This window comes from Longimicrobium sp., assembly GCA_036389135.1.
Lineage (GTDB): Bacteria > Gemmatimonadota > Gemmatimonadetes > Longimicrobiales > Longimicrobiaceae > Longimicrobium.
In genome coordinates this window covers 61602-79565 of record DASVQP010000095.1, presented here as the reverse complement: position 1 = coordinate 79565, position 17964 = coordinate 61602, and the positions used below count along the sequence as shown (strand labels likewise).

The 17964-nt window shown below is 69.8% G+C and carries 17 protein-coding genes and 1 tRNA gene; 11 read left to right on the top strand and 7 right to left on the bottom strand.

The features are described 5' to 3' along the window. Positions 1-128 (top strand): IS701 family transposase (locus VF584_20805; GenBank protein ID HEX8212630.1); only part of this gene is annotated, 128 nt, incomplete at its 5' end. Positions 129-213: 85 nt separating this feature from the next. Here VF584_20805 and VF584_20800 read toward each other — a convergent pair. Next, the gene (locus VF584_20800; protein ID HEX8212629.1) at positions 214-1239 is read right to left on the bottom strand and encodes an alcohol dehydrogenase catalytic domain-containing protein; all 1026 of its coding nucleotides are present in this window, start codon (positions 1237-1239) and stop codon (positions 214-216) included. 391 nt (positions 1240-1630) lie between these two features. On the opposite strand from VF584_20800, the gene VF584_20795 reads away from it, so the two are divergent. The 3 genes from VF584_20795 to VF584_20785 are packed head-to-tail and all read left to right on the top strand — an operon-like array spanning position 1631 to position 4833. After that, entirely contained in the window at positions 1631-2029 is a 399-nt protein-coding gene (locus VF584_20795; GenBank protein ID HEX8212628.1) for a hypothetical protein, read from the top strand. A gap of 10 nt (positions 2030-2039) precedes the next feature. Then, complete coding sequence (locus tag VF584_20790) at positions 2040-3059, top strand: proline dehydrogenase family protein (GenBank protein HEX8212627.1); 1020 nt, start codon at positions 2040-2042, stop codon at positions 3057-3059. Position 3060: 1 nt separating this feature from the next. Continuing rightward, positions 3061-4833 carry a PDZ domain-containing protein gene (locus tag VF584_20785; GenBank protein ID HEX8212626.1) on the top strand — a complete coding sequence of 591 codons (1773 nt, stop codon included), beginning with the start codon at positions 3061-3063 and terminating at the stop codon, positions 4831-4833. Between the two features lie 13 nt (positions 4834-4846). On the opposite strand, the gene VF584_20780 is transcribed toward VF584_20785, so the two are convergent. The 6 genes from VF584_20780 to VF584_20755 all read right to left on the bottom strand — a co-directional run bounded on the left by VF584_20780 (position 4847) and on the right by VF584_20755 (position 11914). Then, positions 4847-6010 (bottom strand): nucleotidyltransferase family protein, encoded by a 1164-nt coding sequence (locus VF584_20780; protein HEX8212625.1) that lies wholly within the window; start codon positions 6008-6010, stop codon positions 4847-4849. Further along, positions 6007-6966, bottom strand: a complete 960-nt coding sequence (locus VF584_20775; GenBank protein HEX8212624.1) for a hypothetical protein — start codon at positions 6964-6966, stop codon at positions 6007-6009. Before VF584_20775 ends, VF584_20780 begins: the two co-directional genes overlap by 4 nt. Beyond that, positions 6966-8594, bottom strand: a complete 1629-nt coding sequence (locus VF584_20770) for a hypothetical protein (GenBank protein ID HEX8212623.1) — start codon at positions 8592-8594, stop codon at positions 6966-6968. Before VF584_20770 ends, VF584_20775 begins: the two co-directional genes overlap by 1 nt. Then, positions 8561-9706: a PqqD family peptide modification chaperone gene (locus VF584_20765; GenBank protein HEX8212622.1), complete on the bottom strand. Its 1146-nt coding sequence runs from the start codon at positions 9704-9706 to the stop codon at positions 8561-8563. Before VF584_20765 ends, VF584_20770 begins: the two co-directional genes overlap by 34 nt. Further along, positions 9703-9876: a hypothetical protein gene (locus tag VF584_20760; protein ID HEX8212621.1), complete on the bottom strand. Its 174-nt coding sequence runs from the start codon at positions 9874-9876 to the stop codon at positions 9703-9705. The genes VF584_20765 and VF584_20760 overlap by 4 nt, the downstream gene beginning before the upstream one ends. 88 nt (positions 9877-9964) lie before the next feature. Continuing rightward, positions 9965-11914: an asparagine synthase-related protein gene (locus tag VF584_20755; GenBank protein ID HEX8212620.1), complete on the bottom strand. Its 1950-nt coding sequence runs from the start codon at positions 11912-11914 to the stop codon at positions 9965-9967. A gap of 192 nt (positions 11915-12106) precedes the next feature. Here VF584_20755 and VF584_20750 point away from each other — a divergent pair, with 192 nt between their 5' ends. The 7 genes from VF584_20750 to VF584_20720 all read left to right on the top strand — a co-directional run bounded on the left by VF584_20750 (position 12107) and on the right by VF584_20720 (position 17896). Continuing rightward, positions 12107-12391, top strand: a complete 285-nt coding sequence (locus tag VF584_20750; GenBank protein HEX8212619.1) for a PqqD family protein — start codon at positions 12107-12109, stop codon at positions 12389-12391. Then, a complete protein-coding gene (locus tag VF584_20745) occupies positions 12388-12867 on the top strand; it encodes a lasso peptide biosynthesis B2 protein (GenBank protein HEX8212618.1) in 480 nt (159 codons plus the stop codon). The genes VF584_20750 and VF584_20745 overlap by 4 nt, the downstream gene beginning before the upstream one ends. Positions 12868-12935: 68 nt before the next feature. Further along, a tRNA-Pro gene (locus VF584_20740) sits at positions 12936-13009 on the top strand. Between the two features lie 1058 nt (positions 13010-14067). After that, on the top strand, positions 14068-14856 hold the full coding sequence (locus VF584_20735) for a hypothetical protein (GenBank protein HEX8212617.1): 789 nt from the start codon (positions 14068-14070) through the stop codon (positions 14854-14856). 840 nt (positions 14857-15696) lie between these two features. Further along, on the top strand, positions 15697-16131 hold the full coding sequence (locus VF584_20730; GenBank protein ID HEX8212616.1) for a hypothetical protein: 435 nt from the start codon (positions 15697-15699) through the stop codon (positions 16129-16131). 34 nt (positions 16132-16165) lie between these two features. Continuing rightward, positions 16166-16435, top strand: coding sequence for a hypothetical protein (locus tag VF584_20725; protein HEX8212615.1), 270 nt, complete (start codon positions 16166-16168; stop codon positions 16433-16435). Positions 16436-16921: 486 nt separating this feature from the next. Further along, a complete protein-coding gene (locus VF584_20720) occupies positions 16922-17896 on the top strand; it encodes a hypothetical protein (GenBank protein ID HEX8212614.1) in 975 nt (324 codons plus the stop codon). The last annotated feature ends 68 nt before the right edge of the window (positions 17897-17964 follow it).

The following is a 17964-nucleotide window of genomic DNA, read 5'->3' as shown; positions in this document are numbered from 1 at the left end:
TCCTGCGGCTCGAAAGGAACCGCATCGCCACCGGAATGAGCTGGGTCGAAGCAAAGGTGAGTATCACGCGCAACGCCGTGCGTACCTATCTCGCCCAGCCCAGCTTCACTTTGGGGGCAACTGCGTAAGTCCTAACAGAGAACACAGAGGGAACTGCAAGCCACAGAGAACTACCTTAGCTGTTTCTCTCTGTGTCTCTGTGTGAGATTGCTGTTACGGTACCAGGACGATCTTTCCGAACTGGCCGCCTGCTTCGAGCCGCTCGTGCGCTTCGCGGGCGTGGTCGAGCGGCATGACGGTGTCGATGATCGGGCGGAGATTGCCGGTGGCAACGGCGCGGAGCATCGCCTCGAACTCGCTGCGCGACGACATCGTGGTGCCGATGATCTCGAGATGCTTCCAGAAGAGGACGCGCACGTCGACCTCCACCACGGGGCCGGCGGTGGCGCCGTAGGTCACCAGACGGCCGCCGCGGGCCAGCGCGCGCACGCTCCCCGTCCAGGTGGCGGCGCCCACGTTCTCCACCACCACGTCCACTCCGCGCCGCGCCGTGTCGCGGAACACGCCCTTCGACCAGTCCTCGCGGTCGCGGTCGTAGACGAAGGCGGCGCCGAGCGCGCGCAGCCGACGCACATTTTCGTCGCCGCTGGTGATGGCGAAGACGCGGGCGCCGGCCAGCCGCGCGATCTGCACGGCGGCGAGGGCAGTGCCGCCGGACGCGCCGATCACCAGCACGTCGTCGCCGGGGCGCAGGCGCGCGCGGGTGAGGAGCGCCCTCCACGCCGTCTGGTACGAGATGGGGAGCGCCGCCGCTTCCTCGAACGACAGCCCCTCCGGAATCACGTACGCCCGGTCCGCCGCGATCGCCACGAACTCGGTGAAGCCGCCGTCCGTGTGCTCCCCCAGGATGCGGTACGACGCGCACATCGACTCCTCGCCGCGCGCGCACTCGCGGCACCGCCCGCACCAGAGCGACGGATTTACGACGATCCGCTCCCCCACCCGGGCCGCATCCACCCCCTCCCCCACCTCCGCGATCACCCCCGCGATGTCCGACCCGCCGACGTGCGGCATCGTGGTTTCGATGGGGATGCCGCGGCGCACCCAGAGGTCCAGGTGGTTGAGCGCCGCGGCCCTCACCTCCACCAGCACCTCGCCCGCCCCCGCCGTGGGCCGGGCCACCTGTTCGATGCGGACCACCTCGGGCCCGCCGTTCTCATGAAAGATCGCCGCGCGCATGGATGCCTGGGGACGGTGCCGTGAGTGGGTGGCCGGAAGGTAGGATGCCGGTGCGGCGTAGGAAAGTGCGGGGGTAGTGCCTTAGTTCGTGCCCCATTCTGTCATCCTGAGCGACGCGCTTCTCGTGCTCTCCTCGTGTCCCATCGTTGGCGCGGAGCGAAGGATCTACTGCGCGTGCCAAGAGGCCTGGCCATTCCCGCCGGGGCCTCTTGCCTCGCCGGCTAGATCCTTCACTCGCCGCACAAGTTCGTTGTGCGCGGCGAGCCTTGGGGTTTGCGGCTCCTTCAGGATGACAAACGTGCACTGGACCCGAACGCACTCACGCCACTAACGCACCTCGCTGACCCGGCACGCACTTTCCGCCCCCGCCACCCCCTGCTACCTTCCCCGCATGCGCTACTCCGGTGCCGAAGACCGGCTGAATCCCCAGACCCCGGAAGGGGTAACCGACGACACCCTCGGCGGATACGAGGCGGTCCACGGGCGCGCCGCGGCGTTCCAGGGGTGCGACGGGGAGCCGTACACCGCCGCCGTCGAGGTCGAGGAGTCGGGCGACGGCGGGGAGGCGTACGCGGGGTACCTGGTGTTCGTGCGCTGGGCGCAGACGGGGACCGCCGTGATGGGGCACCTGGAGACGGGCGACCTCGTGGCCGCCCCCACCGAAGCCGCGGCACGAGAAGCGCTGGAAGGGCTCTCGCTCGCCGAGGTGCGCGCGCTGCTGGACGATACCATCCGCCGCAAGCGCAGCGAAGACGAAGACGCGGGCGCCCAGCCCACCCGGACCTTTTAGCATCAGAGCCATGCTCAAGCAGAGCCTGCTGTACCTCAGCCAGAGCCCCACCGCCAAGCGAATGGTGACCGGCACCCCCATCTCCCGCGCGATGGCGCAGCGCTTCGTCGCCGGCGACACGCTGGAGGAGGCAGTGGAGGCCGCGCGCGTGCTCAACGACGCCGGCCTCACCGTGTCGCTGGACTACCTGGGCGAGGCCGTGGAGAGCCGCGAGGAGGCCGAGGCCGCCACCGACATGGTGATCCGCATCCTGGAGACGGTGAAGCGCGAGGGGCTGGACGCCAACGTCTCCGTGAAGCCCACGCAGTTCGGGCTCGACATGGACCCGGAGTTCTGCCGCCGCAACATCGAGATGGTCCTGCAGCGCGCCCGCGAGCTGGGCGACGGCGCGGGCGAGATCTTCGTGCGGCTGGACATGGAGAGCAGCGAGTACACCGAGCGCACCGTCGCGCTGGTGGAGGCGCTCTGGGCGGACGGCTTCCACAACACCGGCACCGTCCTCCAGTCGTACCTCCGCCGCACCCCGGACGACCTGGAGCGGATGATCGCCCTCAAGGCGCGCGTCCGGCTCGTAAAGGGCGCGTACAAGGAGCCGGACACGGTCGCCTTCCCGGACAAGGCGGACACCGACCGCATGTTCGTGGAGGAGATGCAGCGCCTGCTGGACGCGGGCAACTACCCCGCCATCGCCACGCACGACGAGGCGATCATCGACGCCGCCCGCCGCTACGTGTGGGAGAAGGGGATCTCCAAGGACTCCTTCGAGTTCCAGATGCTGTACGGCGTCCGCCGCGACCTGCAGGCGCGGCTGCGCGAGGAGGGGTACAACGTGCGCGTGTACGTTCCCTTTGGCGAGAGCTGGTACCCGTACCTGATGCGCCGCCTGGCAGAGCGCCCGGCCAACATGCTCTTCATGGCGGGGAGCATCGCCAGGGAGAGCGGGGTCTCCGGCTTCGCGCGCCCGCTGGCGATCGGTGGCGGCATCGTGGCGGGGGCGCTGGCCGCGCTCGCCTGGCGCCGGCGCCGCTAGGGTGGCCGCGGTCCGCTACCGGCTCTCCTTTCCCGAGCCGCACACGCACCTCCTGCACGTCGATATCGAAGTTGAGGGGGTCCGCGGACCGGCGTCGCTCGCGATGCCGTCGTGGACCCCCGGGTCGTACCTGATGCGCGAGTTCCCCCGCAACGTCCAGCGCTTCGAAGCCGCGGACGGGGCGGGGGCTCCGCTTTCATGGACGAAGACGGACAAGAACCGCTGGCTCGTGGACCCACCCGCCGACGGCACCCTGCGCGTGCGCTACCAGGTGTACGCCAACGAGCTGACCGTGCGCACCAGCCACCTGGACGCGACTCACGCCTCCATCAACGGCGCCAGCGTCTTCCTCTTTCCCGAGGATCGCGCCGGCGACGCGCTCGACCTGGAGGTGGAGGCGCCGGAGGGCTGGCGGATCACCACCGCCCTGCGCGGCGCCGATGGCCGCTTCAGCGCGGTCCACTACGACGAGCTGGTCGATTCGCCGCTGGAGATCGGCACCCACCAGCTCCTGGAATGGGAGATGGAGGGGAAGACGCACCGTTACGCGGTCTGGGGGCGCGGCAACGTGGACGGCGAGCGCCTCGTCGCGGACACCGCGCGCATCGTGCTGGCGGAGAAGGCGCTCTTTGGCGAGCTCCCCTACCGCGACTACACCTTTATCGTGCACCTGACCCCCGGCGGCTCCGGCGGCCTGGAGCACCGCGGGTCCACCGTCCTGCTGGCGGACCGCTGGTCCTTTCGCGGGCAGCCGTACGAGCGCTTCCTGGCGCTGGTCGCGCACGAGTTCTTTCATCTGTGGAACGGAAAGCGGATCCGCCCGGCGGTGCTCGGCCCCTTCGACTACACGGCTGAGAACTACACGCGCGACCTGTGGGTGGTGGAGGGGATCACGTCGTACTACACGGAGCTCCTCCTGCGCCGCGCCGGGTTGATCACGATGCACCGCTACCTGGAGCGGCTCGCGGAGGCCATCGCTCGCTTCCGGTCGCTCCCGGGGCGCTCCGTGCAGTCGCTGGCGGACGCGTCGTGGGACAGCTGGATCAAGTTCTACCGCCCGGACGCGAACACGCCCAACTCGTCGATCTCGTACTACGAAAAGGGCGCGCTCGTCGCCCTCCTCCTGGACCTGCGCATCCGCACCGGCACGGACAGCGCGCGCTCGCTGGATGACGTGATGCGGCGCCTGTGGACCGAATTCGGGGCCCGCGACACCGGCTTCCCCGAGGGCGAAGTCGAGCGCATCGCCGCCGAGGTGGCGGGCACGGAGCTGCGCCCCTTCTTCGACCTCGCCCTGCGCGGCACCGACGAGCTCCCCTTCGACGAGATCCTGTCCGCCGCCGGCCTCACCCTGCGCCCCGCGCACGAGACGGCGCCCTTTCCCGCCGCGGACCCGCGCACGGAGGTCCACACCGGCCTCCAGTTCAAGCCGGAGGGCGGCCGCAATCTCGTGTCGCACGTCCTCGCAGGCACCCCCGCCCACCGCGCCGGCCTGAACGCCGGGGACGAGCTGGTCGCGCTGGACGGCGTGCGCATCGCCCCCGAGACGCTGCCGGTCCGCCTGGCCGAGCGCCACGCGGGGGAGCGCGTGCCCGTTACCGTCTTTCGCCGCGACGAGCTGGTGACGCTGGAGCTGGAGGTGGAGCGGGCCGCCCCCACGCGCCTCCTCCTGCGCCCCGCCGAGCGCCCCACCCCCGCCCAGCAGCGCCTGCTGGACGACTGGCTGCGCGTGGACGTCCCCGCCGCCCCACACGTGGCGGTGCGCGCGAGTTGACGGCCGCGCCGCCTCAGCCGCCCGTGCGCCGGCCGAGGAGCCGCCGCGCGATCCCCCACCAGCGCTGGAGGTAGGCGCCCGGAAGCCCCCACGACTTCGCCGCGTATCGCCACCGCATGTAGGCGGGCGAGGGGATGGCCGTGCGCAGGCCCACGTACAGCCGCACGTGGAGCGGCTGGGCGGTTCCGATGACCCGGGCGCGCTCGAGCGGCTCGTCCGCGCCCGGGCGGGCAAGCGCGACGGCGAGACTGGTCGCGCGCGTCGCCGCGGTGCCGCGCTCGGCGAGGGCGCGCAGGACGTGATCGGAAACGGGCGTGCCGAAGTGCTCGCGGCTCCGGGCGAGCGCCCGGTGGAGGGCATAGCTCCAGTCGAGCACCGCGGCCTGGCCGAGCACCACGTCCCAATCCAGCGGCGTCCGTGCGACGACGAGGTGGCAGTCGAGGAAGCGCTGGAGGTACCGCTCCGCCTCGCCATGCTGAAGGATGGCGTGGGCGGCGAGGTGCAGCAGCTGCGCCTCTGGCGTGAAGTGCCGCACCCGCACGCCCCCGGCATCCGTCTCCACCACCTGCGCGCGGAACCAGTGGAGATGCTCGGAGACCCGCAGGAGCTGCGAGGGATGCAGGCCGCTGTGCATCTCGACCAGGAGCCCGCTCGGCGACCGCAGAGTGGGGAGATGATGCGCCACTCGCCCGCCGCCGCGGAACATCAGCGGCGCATCCGTCGCGGGGCGGTAGCCGAGCGCGAGCACCGCGCGCTCCGCCTCGTCGCAGCGATCGGGCGGAACGAGCAGATCCAGATCCTTCATCGGCCTGAGCGCCGGCCGCGGGTAGACCGTGTGGGCGAGGGCGTACCCCTTCAGCCAGACCCACTCGATGCCGGCCCCCGCGAGTGCCGCCTCGATGCGCGCCTGCTCGACGCGCGCCAGCAGGTACCGCGTGGCGGCGTCGCGCGCATACCCCGCGAGCGGCGCCCAGGCGGAGCCTGCGGGAGCGATCCCCGCGTCCCGGACGGCCGCGAAGAGCATGGGGCCCAGGCCGTGGGCGAGGGCGAGTGGCGCGAGCGCCGCAGCATCGGGCGCGCTCACCTCGCGCGGATCGGCGCGCCCGCACACGAGCGAGGCGAGAAGGCGCTCCGCTTGGGTGAGATCCAGCGTGGACCTCTCCTCCGTGGGGCTCAACACCGCGAGCTCGCCATGCCGGCGTCCTTGGACAGCAACTCGACCAGCTTCGGCAGATCCGCCAGGCGGTCGCCCCGGTGCACCGTGCGCACCGGCACCAGCTCCGTCACACGCGCCAGGGACTGGAAGAGGCGCGCCCGCCGCGGCGCGTCCAGCCACACCTTTCCGTACGTGTGCTCCATCAGCCACCGCAACGCCTCGCGCGGCGCCAGCGGGGTGACCGCGGGCTCGCGCGGCTCCCCCTCACGGGGCGCGAGCAGGTAGATGACGCCGAGCCGGGCCGCTCCCCCGCCGGCCGGTGCGTCCATGTAGCGCTTGGTGCTGAACGAAGCGTCGCTCCAGACGGGGGCGAGGAGGTCGAACGGCTCGTTCACGGCCGCGGCGCTCTCCGCGAGCAGACGCAGCCGCGGGAGGCCGGGGTGGACCCGCACCTCGTCCGTGCGGAGTTCGAGCGCCGCGACGTCGTCCGTGAGGAGCTCGTTGCCGGCGGCCACCAGCGCGGCGGCCGTCGTGGACTTGCCCGTGCCCGATGGCCCCAGGAGCAGCGCGCCCCGTCCGTTCACCACGATGCCGCTGGCGTGCAGACACGGGGTGCCGCGCAGGTGGAGCGCCATGGCGACGGCGGAGTAGAGAAGAAAGGTGCGGATGTCCGGGATCGAGATCCCCTCCATCCACCGCACCGTGATGCGCGACCCTCGCTCGCAGGTGAGATCCCAACGAGCCCCGCTGGCCGCGTCCATGTACCCGAGCCGCCAGGTGTCGTCGTCCAGCCGCCAGAAGCTCTCCATCCCCGCATAGATCGGATCCGGTCCCTCCCAGCTCAGCGAACGCGCAGGCGTCGCCGGGATGTCGATGTCCAGGTCGAACGGACCGTCGTCCGCGCTGGGAGCCGCGGGCAGCGGCTGGTTGCAGCGCACCGCGAGGCCGTACACCGTGTACCGGAACGGCGGGGTCATCAGGAGGGAAGGAAGGGCGCGAGGCGGGGCGGCCGGTGCGCGTGGGGAACCCGCTCCGGGGCCACCAGGCTCGCGCGCTCCCAGAGCGAGGCCAGCTCCGCGCCGTCCCCCGCCGACTCGCGCGACAGAAGCTGGATGAGGGCAAAGAGCGCAAAGAAGTCGTACGGGTGGTGCCGGAGCACTTCCCGGAAGTACTCCAGCCGGTCGCCGGGCTCCGTTGCGCGCAGACGGAGGCGCCGCAGTGGGCTCTGGATCGCCTCGAAATGCCGGCCGGCCTCCGCGGGGCGAACGCGGCGCGCGGCGTGGTAGCGCATCTCGGCGTGCAGATCCGCGTACACCTGCGAGCGCTCGCGTGCGTCCTCGGAGTCGAGCAGCTCGTCGTGCCTGCCCAGCGCTTCCAGGCTGGTCGCCGCGAGCCACGCCGCCCGTGCGAAGTCCGGCGATTCGCGCAGGAGCTCCCGGGAGAGTCGCAGCGACCCCTCGTGGTCCTGGCGCCGAGACGCGTCCAGCGCCTCCTCCAGCGCGGCGGCCAGTGCGGGCGAAGGCGCGGGGATGGGGTCGCGCGAGGGTGTGGCCGAGGGCGGCAGAAGCGACCGGTAGAAGCGCTTGCGCGATGCGCGCCCGGGCTCGGAGGTGCGATTCGTCCGCACCCAATCGTGCGCGCGCCCGGCCAGGCCCCGCATCGCGTCCCGATCGAGGTACAGCTCCTCGAGCACCGAAGCGAGCTGGCCCGGGTGCGCGAACAGGGGCGCGAAGCCGCCGTGCGGCCGGTAGATGGGTATGTCGCTGAGGAGGGGGACCGCGCCGCCCGCGGCGTACTCCACGAACTTGGCGTCGCACCGCCCGCGGCTGAACGGGGTGTCCTCGGCGGGCGCGATGCCCGCGTGCCAGCCGCGGACGAACTCCAGGTACTCGGGGTGCGGGCTGAAGGGCCTGTATTGCAGCTGCGCCGCAGGAATCTCAGGGAAGCATTCCGCGAGCAGCCGCCGGTCCCCCATGAACGCAAAGGTCGCGTCGGAGTGGCGCCGGCAGAAGTCGGTCACCACCGGCGCGAGCGCCAGGAGGTCCTCCCGGTGCGACGTGGAGCCGGACCAGCCGAAGACGAAGCCGTCCGGCTTCTCGGGGAGCTGCTCCGGCACCACGGGCAGTGAATAGTCGACGACGGCGACGTGCTCGCCGAGGCTGGCGAACGCCTCCGCCACCCCGGGAGAGTACGTCTGCACACCCTCCGACAGCGAGGCGTAGCGAAAGATCTGCTGGCGCACGAGGGGGCTGCGCAGAGCATGCGTGGGGGAGAGCCAGCCGCCGAGCGCCAGGATGTTGTCGCTGATCTCGTAGACGGTGGGCCGCCCGCGCTCGCGCCGCAGCCGGATCACCGATTCCAGCTCGGGGGTGCTCAGCATGTGGATGACGAGCACGTCGCACGCGAGCGCCGCCGCGGGAACGGCGGGGTCGTTGGCGCCGAGCGCGTCCACCCGCCACTCCCCGTCGTCCGCGAAGAGGCGCGCCGGGTATTCGACGCTCTGGTACCAGACCCCCTCGCTCTCTCCCCGCATGGCGTGGGGGTGCAGCACCAGGGCCGTGAACCGCTCCGTCACGCCTCCCGTCGCCAGTAGACGCCGGTCCAATCGATCCGGCGCAGCGGGTCCGTCACCCCGTGCTCCGCGCGGAACTCGTCCACCGCGTGGCGGCAGGCGTCGATGGCGCCGTAGTCGTCGATCACCACGAAGCCGCCGGGGGACACCCGGTGGTACAGCGAGTCCAGGATCTCGCGCGTGGACTGGTAGAGATCGGCGTCCGCGCGCAGGATCGCGATCCGCTCCACGGGCGCCTCAGGGAGCGTCTCCGAAAACCACCCCTGCAGCCAGCGCACGCCGTCGTCCAGCAGCCCGTAGGTGCGGAAATTGTCCCGCACCGCGCCGATGTCGCACGCAAGCCAGGGCTGCCGCTCCTCGCTCCAGTCGAGGTCCCAGGCGCGGTCCACCTCGTGCGTCGGCGGCGGCAGCCCCTCAAAGGAGTCGGCGAGCCAGACGCGCCTGTGTTCCTGCCCGAGCGCCACCTGCAAGCCGCGCATGAAGATGGCGGCGCCTCCCTGGCACACCCCCGCCTCCAGGAAGTCCCCCGGAACGCCGTCCGCGAACACCCTCCGCGCGCAGTACTCCAGGTTGTCCAGCCGCTCCATCCCGATCATGGTGTGCGAGAACCGGCTCGGCCGCCGGCGCCGCACCGAGCCGTCCACCTTGGACGCGACGAGCTCCTCGTACTCCGCGGGCGACCGGTAGCGGATGTCGCGCATGAGCTGCTCGCCGGCCAGCCCGCCGGACCGGCCGTGCTCCTCCAGCAGCTCGATGCGGAGCTCGTGCTCGGGGTAGATGAGGTTGACGAGCGCGCGCTTCAGCAGGTCGAGGTAGCGGCTCCGCACCCCCGCGTCGCCGGGCGCCTCGGCCACTTCCTCCACCAGGCCGCGGCGCGCCAGGTCGTCGAGAAACGCCCGCACCGCGTCGTCGCACTCGCCGGGGGCGATCTCGAACTCGGATGCGACCCGCGCGCACAGCGCGTCCAGGGCGATGGGGGCGTCGGTCAGCTCCCAGAGCCGCCGGGCGGTGCCGTTCAGCTTCATCCCCGAGCCGCTGGGGCCATGCTCCAAAACGATCCCGCCGCCCTGCACGTGGGCGACGGGACGGTGGGTGCGGAAGAGGAGAGGCGCCGGCGCGGCCTGAACCGCGATGCCGTCCGTCAAATAGACCCTGAGTACACGACGAAGTCGTAGACGCCGCCCACGCCGCCTGCCTCGGTGCGGGTGAACGGGACCTCCTCCACCACCGGGGTGTGCCACGCCAGCTTGCCGGCGGAGGGATTCTCCATCTCGGGAGTGGCCTGCGGCGTTGCGTCGTTGGAGCTGGATTGCATGGACGGTCTCCTGGGGAGGTTGTTGTACCTGCGGGGATAACGATGCTGATTTCTTGCCACTCCGGCAAGGGGCACGCCCGCCCCGCCGCTATCCCCCGCGCGCCGCGTCCTCCTCGCGGATCAGGAAGAGCCCCACGGAAAGCATGCCGAGGAGGTAGTACGCGGACCCCTCCGCTTCGGCGGTCTCCGGCCGCTGGAGGTCGCCCCAGAGCTGGCGGAGGAGCGGCATGGACAAGTAGCGCGCCACGAGCGGCGACGACTCCACCCGCGCGACCGCCTCGCCGATCCGGCCCATCTCCCCCAGCGCCAGCCGGGTCATGTCGCCCGACTGCATGCCGCGCCGGGTGTTCCACTGCACCTCCCGGGGGAGCAGCCCTTCCATGGCCCGCCGGATGAGCCAGCGGCTCTGCCCGTCGCGGATGAACTGGTCGCGCGGAATGCCGAGGCAGAACTCCAGCAGGCGCAGATCGGCCGTTGGGTCCCGCAGCTCCATCCCGTACGCGGCGCCGATCTCGTGCAGGAAGGCACCGGTCGCGCTCACGCCGGGCATGAGGGTGGCGAGCTGCTCGGCCCGCGGCGTCCGCGCGGAGAACCACCCGATGCGGTGCTCGGTGCGCCGCATGTGGCGCACGATCCCGGATCGCTCCATGAACCCCGGGTCGAGGGGCATGTGCCGCGCCCAGACCGTCCGCGGCTCCTTGAAGCGCCAGCGGAGCTGCATCCGCGCCGCATCGATCACGGGCCAGAAAAGCCGCCGCCAGGCCACGCGCGCCATCGGCACTCCCGTGGCGCGGCTCTCACCCGCCAGCAGGCGCCGCACGGTCGGCCAGGCGCCCGTGGCGGCGAGGTGGGCGAGCGCGAAGCTGCCGCCGTTCCACGACACCGTTCCGTTCCCCCGCTGCCCCACCAGCAGCGTCCCGATCCCGCGCCGCCGGGCGGCCGAGAGCATGTCGTGCACCCAATAGTGGCCCAGCGCGGCGGGCGCCGGCTCGGAATGGATGGTGAGCGTGCGCTCGAGCGCCGTCAGCGGGCTCATCTGCTCGCCGCTCACCTTCACGTGCTCGGCCAACCCCATGTACTCCGCGGCCGCGTGCGCGAGCGGCCACTCGTCCACCAGCGGCGTGGAGGCCGTCCCGCCGTCCGGTGCCGCCTCGCGTGGCGCGGAGGTGAACGCCACCAGCGGCCGCCCCTGCGCGCGCAGCTCCCGCGCCGCCAGCGCCGTCACCGAGCTGGAATCGAGCCCCGCCGTCAGCGTGGAGCCCACCGGCCGGTGCGAGCGTAGGCGGCTGCGCACGGCCTGGGCGTAGATCTCCAGGAAGCGCTCCACGTACGCGTCGTCCGAGCCCAGCCGCACCTGGGGAGCGTCGTGCGCCCGCCAGTACTCGCGCACGGAGACGCCGGACGCCGACGCCGTCAGGCAGTGCGCTGGCGGAAGGCGCCGCACGTCTTCCCACAGCGTCGCGGTTCCGTCGCCCGGCCACCCGAAGAATATCTCCGCCACGTGGAGCTCGTTCACCCGGCGCGGGACGCCCCGGAGCCGGAACAGCGCTTCGTGGCCCGACGCGAACGCAAAGAAGCGCGCCGAGGCGTGGTAGTACAGCGCCGTGTGGCCGTACTGGTCGCGTGCCACGAAGAGCCGCCGCCGCTCGCGATCCCATGCCGCGAACGCCCAATCGCCCAGCAGGCGCGACGGGCTCTCCTCCCCCCATCGCTCGTAGGCGCGGAGGATCAGCTCGCCGTCCGGCATCGCCGCCCGCTCCTCGCGCGGTACGCCGAGCGCGCCGAACAGCCCCTCGCGGTCGTCCAGCCGCGCCGCCGCCACGAGCACGACCTTTCCGTCGCGGCTCGTCAGCGGCATCCTCTCGTGAAGCGATTCCGGCGTGTTGTACAGCAGCCGCTGCCCCAGGCCGCATGGACCCTCGCGCCACGTACCGCCGCCGTCCGGTCCCCACCCCGCCAGCGCCGCGTCCATCGCGCGGAGCGCCTCCTCCGCCGCCGGCTCGCCATCGAGATGCGCGAATCCAAAGATCGCGCTCATCCGCGATGCCCCTCGAACCGCCTGGCTGCGCGGACCGCATCGCCCGGTGCTTGAATCGTCATCCGTCCATTGTAGACGGCGGCTCACGAGGGCGCAAATTCGCCGGCATCCTGCTCGGCTGGTCGTCCCTCGCCGTTTCTGGTACATTGCCGGGTCCGCGGCCAAGTGCCCCTGTCCCCGCTCTGTCCGTCCATGCCCACGATCACACCGACCACCCCGCTCGTTCGCGATCCCGCCCTCATCAGCGCCTCGCTCGGCGAGGAGATCGCGATGCTCCACGTCGAGTCGGGCCGCTACTTTTTCCTGAACGGCGTGGCGGCGGCCGTCTGGGAGCGCCTGGAAGCGGCGACCACCCCCGCCGACCTCTGCGCCGACCTCGTGGCGCGCTACGACGTATCGCCCGCGCAGTGCGAGACCGAGGTGCTTTCGCTGCTGGGAACGCTCCTCGACAAGGAAATGATCCACGTAGCGCGATGACCGCGCTGCGCACCCTTGGCCGGCTGGCGTGGGCCGATCGGCGGTTGCTCGCGGAGGCGGCGTTCTGCCTGGCCGCCGCCCGGGCCATGGTGCTCTCGATCCCCTTTCGCCGCCTGTCGTCGCGCCTCGGCACCCCCGGCCGGGAGACCTCCACCGCCGCTCCCCCCGAAGCGGCCCTCGACACACTCCGAAAGGTCCGCTGGGCGCTGCAGGCGACGAGCCGGCGGCTCCCCTGGCGGTGCGCGTGTCTCGAACAGGGCATCGCCGGCAAGACGATGCTGCGGCGCCGCGGCATCGCGAGCACGCTGTACCTGGGCGTGGCCCGCGAAACCAACGCGGGCGCCACCGCCCACGCCTGGCTCCGGAGCGGCCCCCTGGTGATCACCGGCGCCGCCGGCCGCGAACGCTTCACCGTCGTCGCCACCTACGCGGACGACGAGCCTGTTCCGGATGGCCCCGCGGTGCGCGCGGGTTGACGGAAACGCGGGTGTGGGTTAGCTTCGAGTCCTCGAACGCGCCGGGAATGCGTTCGAGCTTTCGGACTCGGGACGTGGCGCAGCCCGGTAGCGCACCTGAATGGGGTTCAGGGGGTCGCCGGTTCAAATCCGGCCGTCCCGACTGTGTAAGTGAAGGCCCTGCAACGGTTTCCGTTGTGGGGCCTTTCGCTTGGGACGATTGGGGGTGGGATAGGTTGGGATAGGTTTTTCTCAGGCCGCACTTTGGGCGGGGTTTCCACGCATCACGCTGCACGATCGGGGGAGTGACACGAATTCGAACGGAACCAGGCTGCGCGTAAGCGGTTCGCGCGCGAGGCTACAGAGCGGGCAGAACCGTGGCGCGAGAGTGCCGAGGCACCGATCGGTCGAGGTCTCCTTCACCGCTTCCGGCCGGTTCTGAGTGCGCCCGGTCCGAAGAGGGGTAATCGGTAACGAAGCAGACAGAGCGGGCAGCCTCGGAGGCTAGAGCGCCGAGCGACGTGTGCCACTTTTCAAGCGAAGTACCCGAACGGCACCGCACCAGCACGAGAGCAGGGCGCACAGTTATCCAGCGTTCCTTAATCGCGTCACCACGCGCAACACGGCGCCTCCAGAAGCGAAGGATACATCATGGAATTCCTAGCCTATGCTTGCGGTGCTGTCCACTTGATGCCAAGTTTCGGACACCTTTTCCGTACCCCGCGCTCTTCCGTAACCAAGCGGATGCTCCTTTCGGACCGGCCCGAAGCCGATGGACCTCGCAGGCGTGCGCGTAAGTATTGGCGACCGCCTCCGGCTCCTTCCGTGCTGGCGCGGCCGTACGAGGGTGCAACCATTTTGGACGAGGTGCCGGGCCGATTGGGGCTCTTCCTTTGGCAACGGGCCCGCGATGTAGCGTTGTGGGCTGCTGTCCCGCTCCGCACACGCGGACACCTGTTCCGCCCTCAGAGCGGCGGTACTAGTCTGACCCTGGACTGCGGAGAATTAAGCGACCCCGTGCGAATACTGAACGCGGTTGTCGCCGAACCGCAGGGGCTAACCGCGGTGGAGGTTTCTGACGCCTGCACCGCAGTTGCGGAGTGGGCATCGGCGCACGCGTACACCGAGACAGCGATTTGCTTTGCGGAGCTGTCGGCTTCGGCGGCTCCGCTAGACTCTCAACTCGCCACGATCGCCGGACGATTCGCTAGACGCGCCGCGATGTATGAACGTGCACAACGATGGTTCGAGCGGGGAATTGCGCTGGCCCGTGCGAGCGCGGATCGCACAGCGTACGCCGAGGCGCTGTTGAGCTGGGGGAACATGGCGTTCCAACGCGGCTTCCATCCCGAAGCCAGGCGCCTGTTCGTGCGCGCCTGGCGCTACGCTCGCAAGTACCACCTTCGGCGGCTGGGCGCAGCCGCTAGGCACAACTTACTGGCGCTCTGTATCGAAACCGGCGCGTACAACGACGCGCAGGAGCATGCTGCGGCCGCATTCAAACTCTACGGGCGGAAGCACCCGCGCCTCGCCTATCTCGCGCACGACACTGCGCAACTCTGGTCCTGGCAGGGTTTTCCGCACCTAGCTCTTGCGGTGTTCGACGCCGCGCTCCCCTTCGTGACGCTTCCGAAAGAGCGGCTAAAATTCATGGCGAACATCGGCCGCGCTGCGGCTGGAGCGCGAGACGCAACACGCTTCCAAGAGGCATTATCCGAGGTGATGGACCAACTCCAAAGTCCTAGTGAACACCTCGCAGAAGCTCTCGTGAACATCGCGGAGGGGGCTTGGCTGCTCGGTTTCCGAGAGCGGGCTATGGACGCAGCTACCAGAGCGCGCGACAAAGCGCGAGCGAGGCGTGAGGCCGCGACAGAGGCTCAAGCGGTCCGGATCATCGAGCGGATTCGGACCGGCGAGCCGCGGCCGGAACCGCGCGCGCCTCCCGACGACGCGCGAGCGCTCGCCCTTCGTCTTCGGCGCGCGCTCGAAGCCCAGGCCGCCCCGCACTAAGCTGCGGGGCGGCCTTTTCGTTTGGCACTGGTTGCGCGCTCGCTCAATGTCCCGAGCCGAACGTACCCCCTCCTGCCACCGCCGTCGTGGTATCCGCTGATGATTCAGAAGTCCGATGCCCCGAGCCGAAGGTGCCGGGCCCTTTCGCGGAGTCCGTTGGGGCTGGGGTGGTGGACGTACGCCGCGCTGACTGTGGAGCAGTATCCGTGTTAGTCGGCGTCCGCGTACACGCCGTGCTTGCCAGGGTAACGATCACGGCAGCGATAACGATTTGGTTGAACTTGCGCATGGATTCCTCCGTAACGGGGGTAATTGGTGGGCCGAGCGGGCCGAGGTGAAATCTGTGACCAGCGACACAAAGACGCCACACTGGTACGCACATTTCCCGCATCGCTCGTAATAGAGGGGAGCCTCAATCCCCGCGCGCATGCGCCCTTTTCGCCCACCTCCGGGCAGCCTGCGGGAGCTCGCTTGGCGCCTCAATGGTACGGCGTGGCGGGGTTGTGGTTGTGCATTGACGCTCAGCTTTACTGGCGTTTATAGGTGGTGTCGCGCTCTGGCGTACAGGGCGAATCGATATGCCACCCTGCAGCGCCGAGCACACACATGGCCGGGAGACAGGGATTGAAACCGTCGCAGGTTTGGGCGCTGCTGTACCTGTGGCGGCTCGCCGTCTACCGGGGCGGCTACGAGCTCTGTGGCGTACGCGGGTGGGCACACCTGGAGGACATAGAGGAGGCCACGCGGCAAGCGCTTTGGGATCAACTTCCTCCCTTGCATCGGCGGGGGCTGCTCGATCATGCGGACGCGAGGGCACCTGGGCGTGCTCGGCCAGTTTGGGTGTACCGCATCAGCGACAAGGGCGTGCGCGCGGTCCATGACTTCGCTTCTACCGTGTACGGACCGATCCCATCCCTGAACCCCGCAGACGCGGAGGCCGCGGTGTGGGTGCCGCCCCGTCAACGGGGCGCACTCCAGCTTCTGCGCGAGGCGCACAACGATGCGGCCACTCCGGCTCGGTTTGGCGAGAGGGGGTGGTTGACCGGGCGCGAACTGGGTGAACGCGTACAGAGGTACAACAGGGTGAGCGGTTGCCCGCCGTACCTAGCGGTGGACGGAACCGATTTACGTTGGCTACTCGGAAAGAGGCTGATCGAAAGAAAGGACGAACCGCCGCCGCCGGGGCGGCAGGCCGGACTCATCTTCTGGCGGGTGACGGAGCTTGGGCAATCCATTCCGCTGTTGGAGTGGAGGCCGATTCCCGAGGAACAGTAGTGCGCGCGTCCTTCCCCCATTTTGGAGGTTACTGATGATGAGCAGACTACCGCCCTACAGCACGCCGGGGTTCCTTCCGCCCTTGAGCGAGATGTTACCCGAAGGCCATGCCGAGGCCCGCGCTGAGATTGGCAAGATCGTGGAACTCGCGAAGCGCTACCCTGACGAGGTCCCCGCTTCCACCGACCGTCTGCTGAGCTGGCTAGAGAAGATGATTGATGCCGAGTACACGGGGGAGGACCTGTCGAGGCGGCCGCTAGACGCAGAAGGCAACCCCATCCCGAACAATCCGGAGGGAGGCTGAAAGGGGCTGTATGCCCGTCAGGCAAGCCCCCAAAGTGACACCGCCGGGAGCGGCGCCCGCAGCCCGGCCGCTTACCATACGAACGCTTGACGCCTTTCCACGCGCGTGCGTAGAGTGGATGGTGTGGGTGCGGCGTACCCGGATCGGTGTTCCCGCTACGCGCTCGAACAGGTAGTCTGCGGGTCCGCTCTACGCACTCACATAGAGGGACAGAAAAAAGGCGCGCGCGTCACTGCGGGCGTCCCCCCGCGGGGTCTGCCCCCCGCACTACCGTGTCAGATCTGGCATGGTAGCACTCCTGCCCCGTTCAAACTCGGAGGACGTGTGCCCCTTCAACCAATGCGGTCAGCGGGCGCGGTGATGCTGTTCGGAATCGTAGCGTCAGCGTGTCAGGACCTCCCCACCACCAATGACGCCGCGCCGCCTGGAACCGAATCGTCGGCTCGCTGGAGCGCGTCGCGAGCGCCGAACTCCGAATCGCCCTACATGTGCTACCTGAGCATGCGCATCTCGGATGACGGCCCCGCCCGGTACGCGTACAAGCACGTGCGGGTGGACTTCCCCAAGCCTTTCATCGGCGACAGCGGGGAAACGGCGGTGCTCCGGTACGTATGGAAGAACGAGGGCGAGGAGCCGGTGGCGGCCGCGAACTGCAGGGTGCCGCGCACACCGGAGGCGATCGCCTTCATGGACCGGCGGCTGGCGGTGCACGGTCGCCGCCGCCGCCGCGACGGGGGAGGGAAGGATGATGGGACGGTGAGCACGATGTACTACACGGACTGCTGGACCAACTCCAGGGGGGAGCGCGTCTGCCCCATCGAGGAGATCATCGTCTCGCCCCCGCCCTATTACCAGGCACCGCAACCATACGACCCCTACGCTAATGAGCCGTGCTGGGCAAGTTGCGCCGGGGGTGCCTCGCAGGGGTACAACGACGGGGTCGGCTATGGATGGGACCCCGGCACGCCGCCGGAGCCCGGACCATGCGCCACCGGTGATAAGTTCATCGACGATCCCAAGGTCGGCGAGGGCTTCACCGAAGCGTGGCGGGCGAGTAACGCGGATGCGGCACTCGGCGATCGGAAGGAGCAGTTTGGGTGGATCGTAAAAACCGAGTCCGGGTACCGAATCCACAGCCTCGGCGCAGGGAACGTGTGCGGAGCGGATTTTACGATGGCAGAACCGCCCGAGGGGTACGGCGCGGTAGTCGGGTTCATCCACACACACCCATACACCGTTGGCGAGCTGATTCCGCAGTGCGGGGCGGATGGGAAAATCAACAACATCGGTCCCTATCCGGGAGAGCCGAGCAGCTTCGACCGAACGGCGTCTGAGCAGTTGGGGGCCGCCTTGGGTCGCGGACAGCCACTCGCAGGGATCATCCTCGATGCAAACGGCATTCGCCTCTTCGTGGGTCAGGACCTTGCGATGGACCTCTCCATCGCACGTTGCGGGTACTAGGCCACGACGATCCGACCTTTACTCCAAGGATACGATGAGCTCCATGCTTCTTTTCTTCGCGACCGCCC

Bases quoted from the DNA above. Each gene is read 5' to 3' on its own strand.
- VF584_20720 (HEX8212614.1), top strand. From the start codon at position 16,922: ATGTGCTACCTGAGCATGCGCATCTCGGATGACGGCCCCGCCCGGTAC.
- VF584_20795 (HEX8212628.1), top strand. From the start codon at position 1,631: ATGCGCTACTCCGGTGCCGAAGACCGGCTGAATCCCCAGACCCCGGAA.
- VF584_20735 (HEX8212617.1), top strand. From the start codon at position 14,068: ATGTATGAACGTGCACAACGATGGTTCGAGCGGGGAATTGCGCTGGCC.
- VF584_20750 (HEX8212619.1), top strand. From the start codon at position 12,107: ATGCCCACGATCACACCGACCACCCCGCTCGTTCGCGATCCCGCCCTC.
- VF584_20755 (HEX8212620.1), bottom strand. From the start codon at position 11,914: ATGAGCGCGATCTTTGGATTCGCGCATCTCGATGGCGAGCCGGCGGCG.
- VF584_20775 (HEX8212624.1), bottom strand. From the start codon at position 6,966: ATGACCCCGCCGTTCCGGTACACGGTGTACGGCCTCGCGGTGCGCTGC.
- VF584_20725 (HEX8212615.1), top strand. From the start codon at position 16,166: ATGATGAGCAGACTACCGCCCTACAGCACGCCGGGGTTCCTTCCGCCC.
- VF584_20760 (HEX8212621.1), bottom strand. From the start codon at position 9,876: ATGCAATCCAGCTCCAACGACGCAACGCCGCAGGCCACTCCCGAGATG.
- VF584_20800 (HEX8212629.1), bottom strand. From the start codon at position 1,239: ATGCGCGCGGCGATCTTTCATGAGAACGGCGGGCCCGAGGTGGTCCGC.
- VF584_20745 (HEX8212618.1), top strand. From the start codon at position 12,388: ATGACCGCGCTGCGCACCCTTGGCCGGCTGGCGTGGGCCGATCGGCGG.
- VF584_20790 (HEX8212627.1), top strand. From the start codon at position 2,040: ATGCTCAAGCAGAGCCTGCTGTACCTCAGCCAGAGCCCCACCGCCAAG.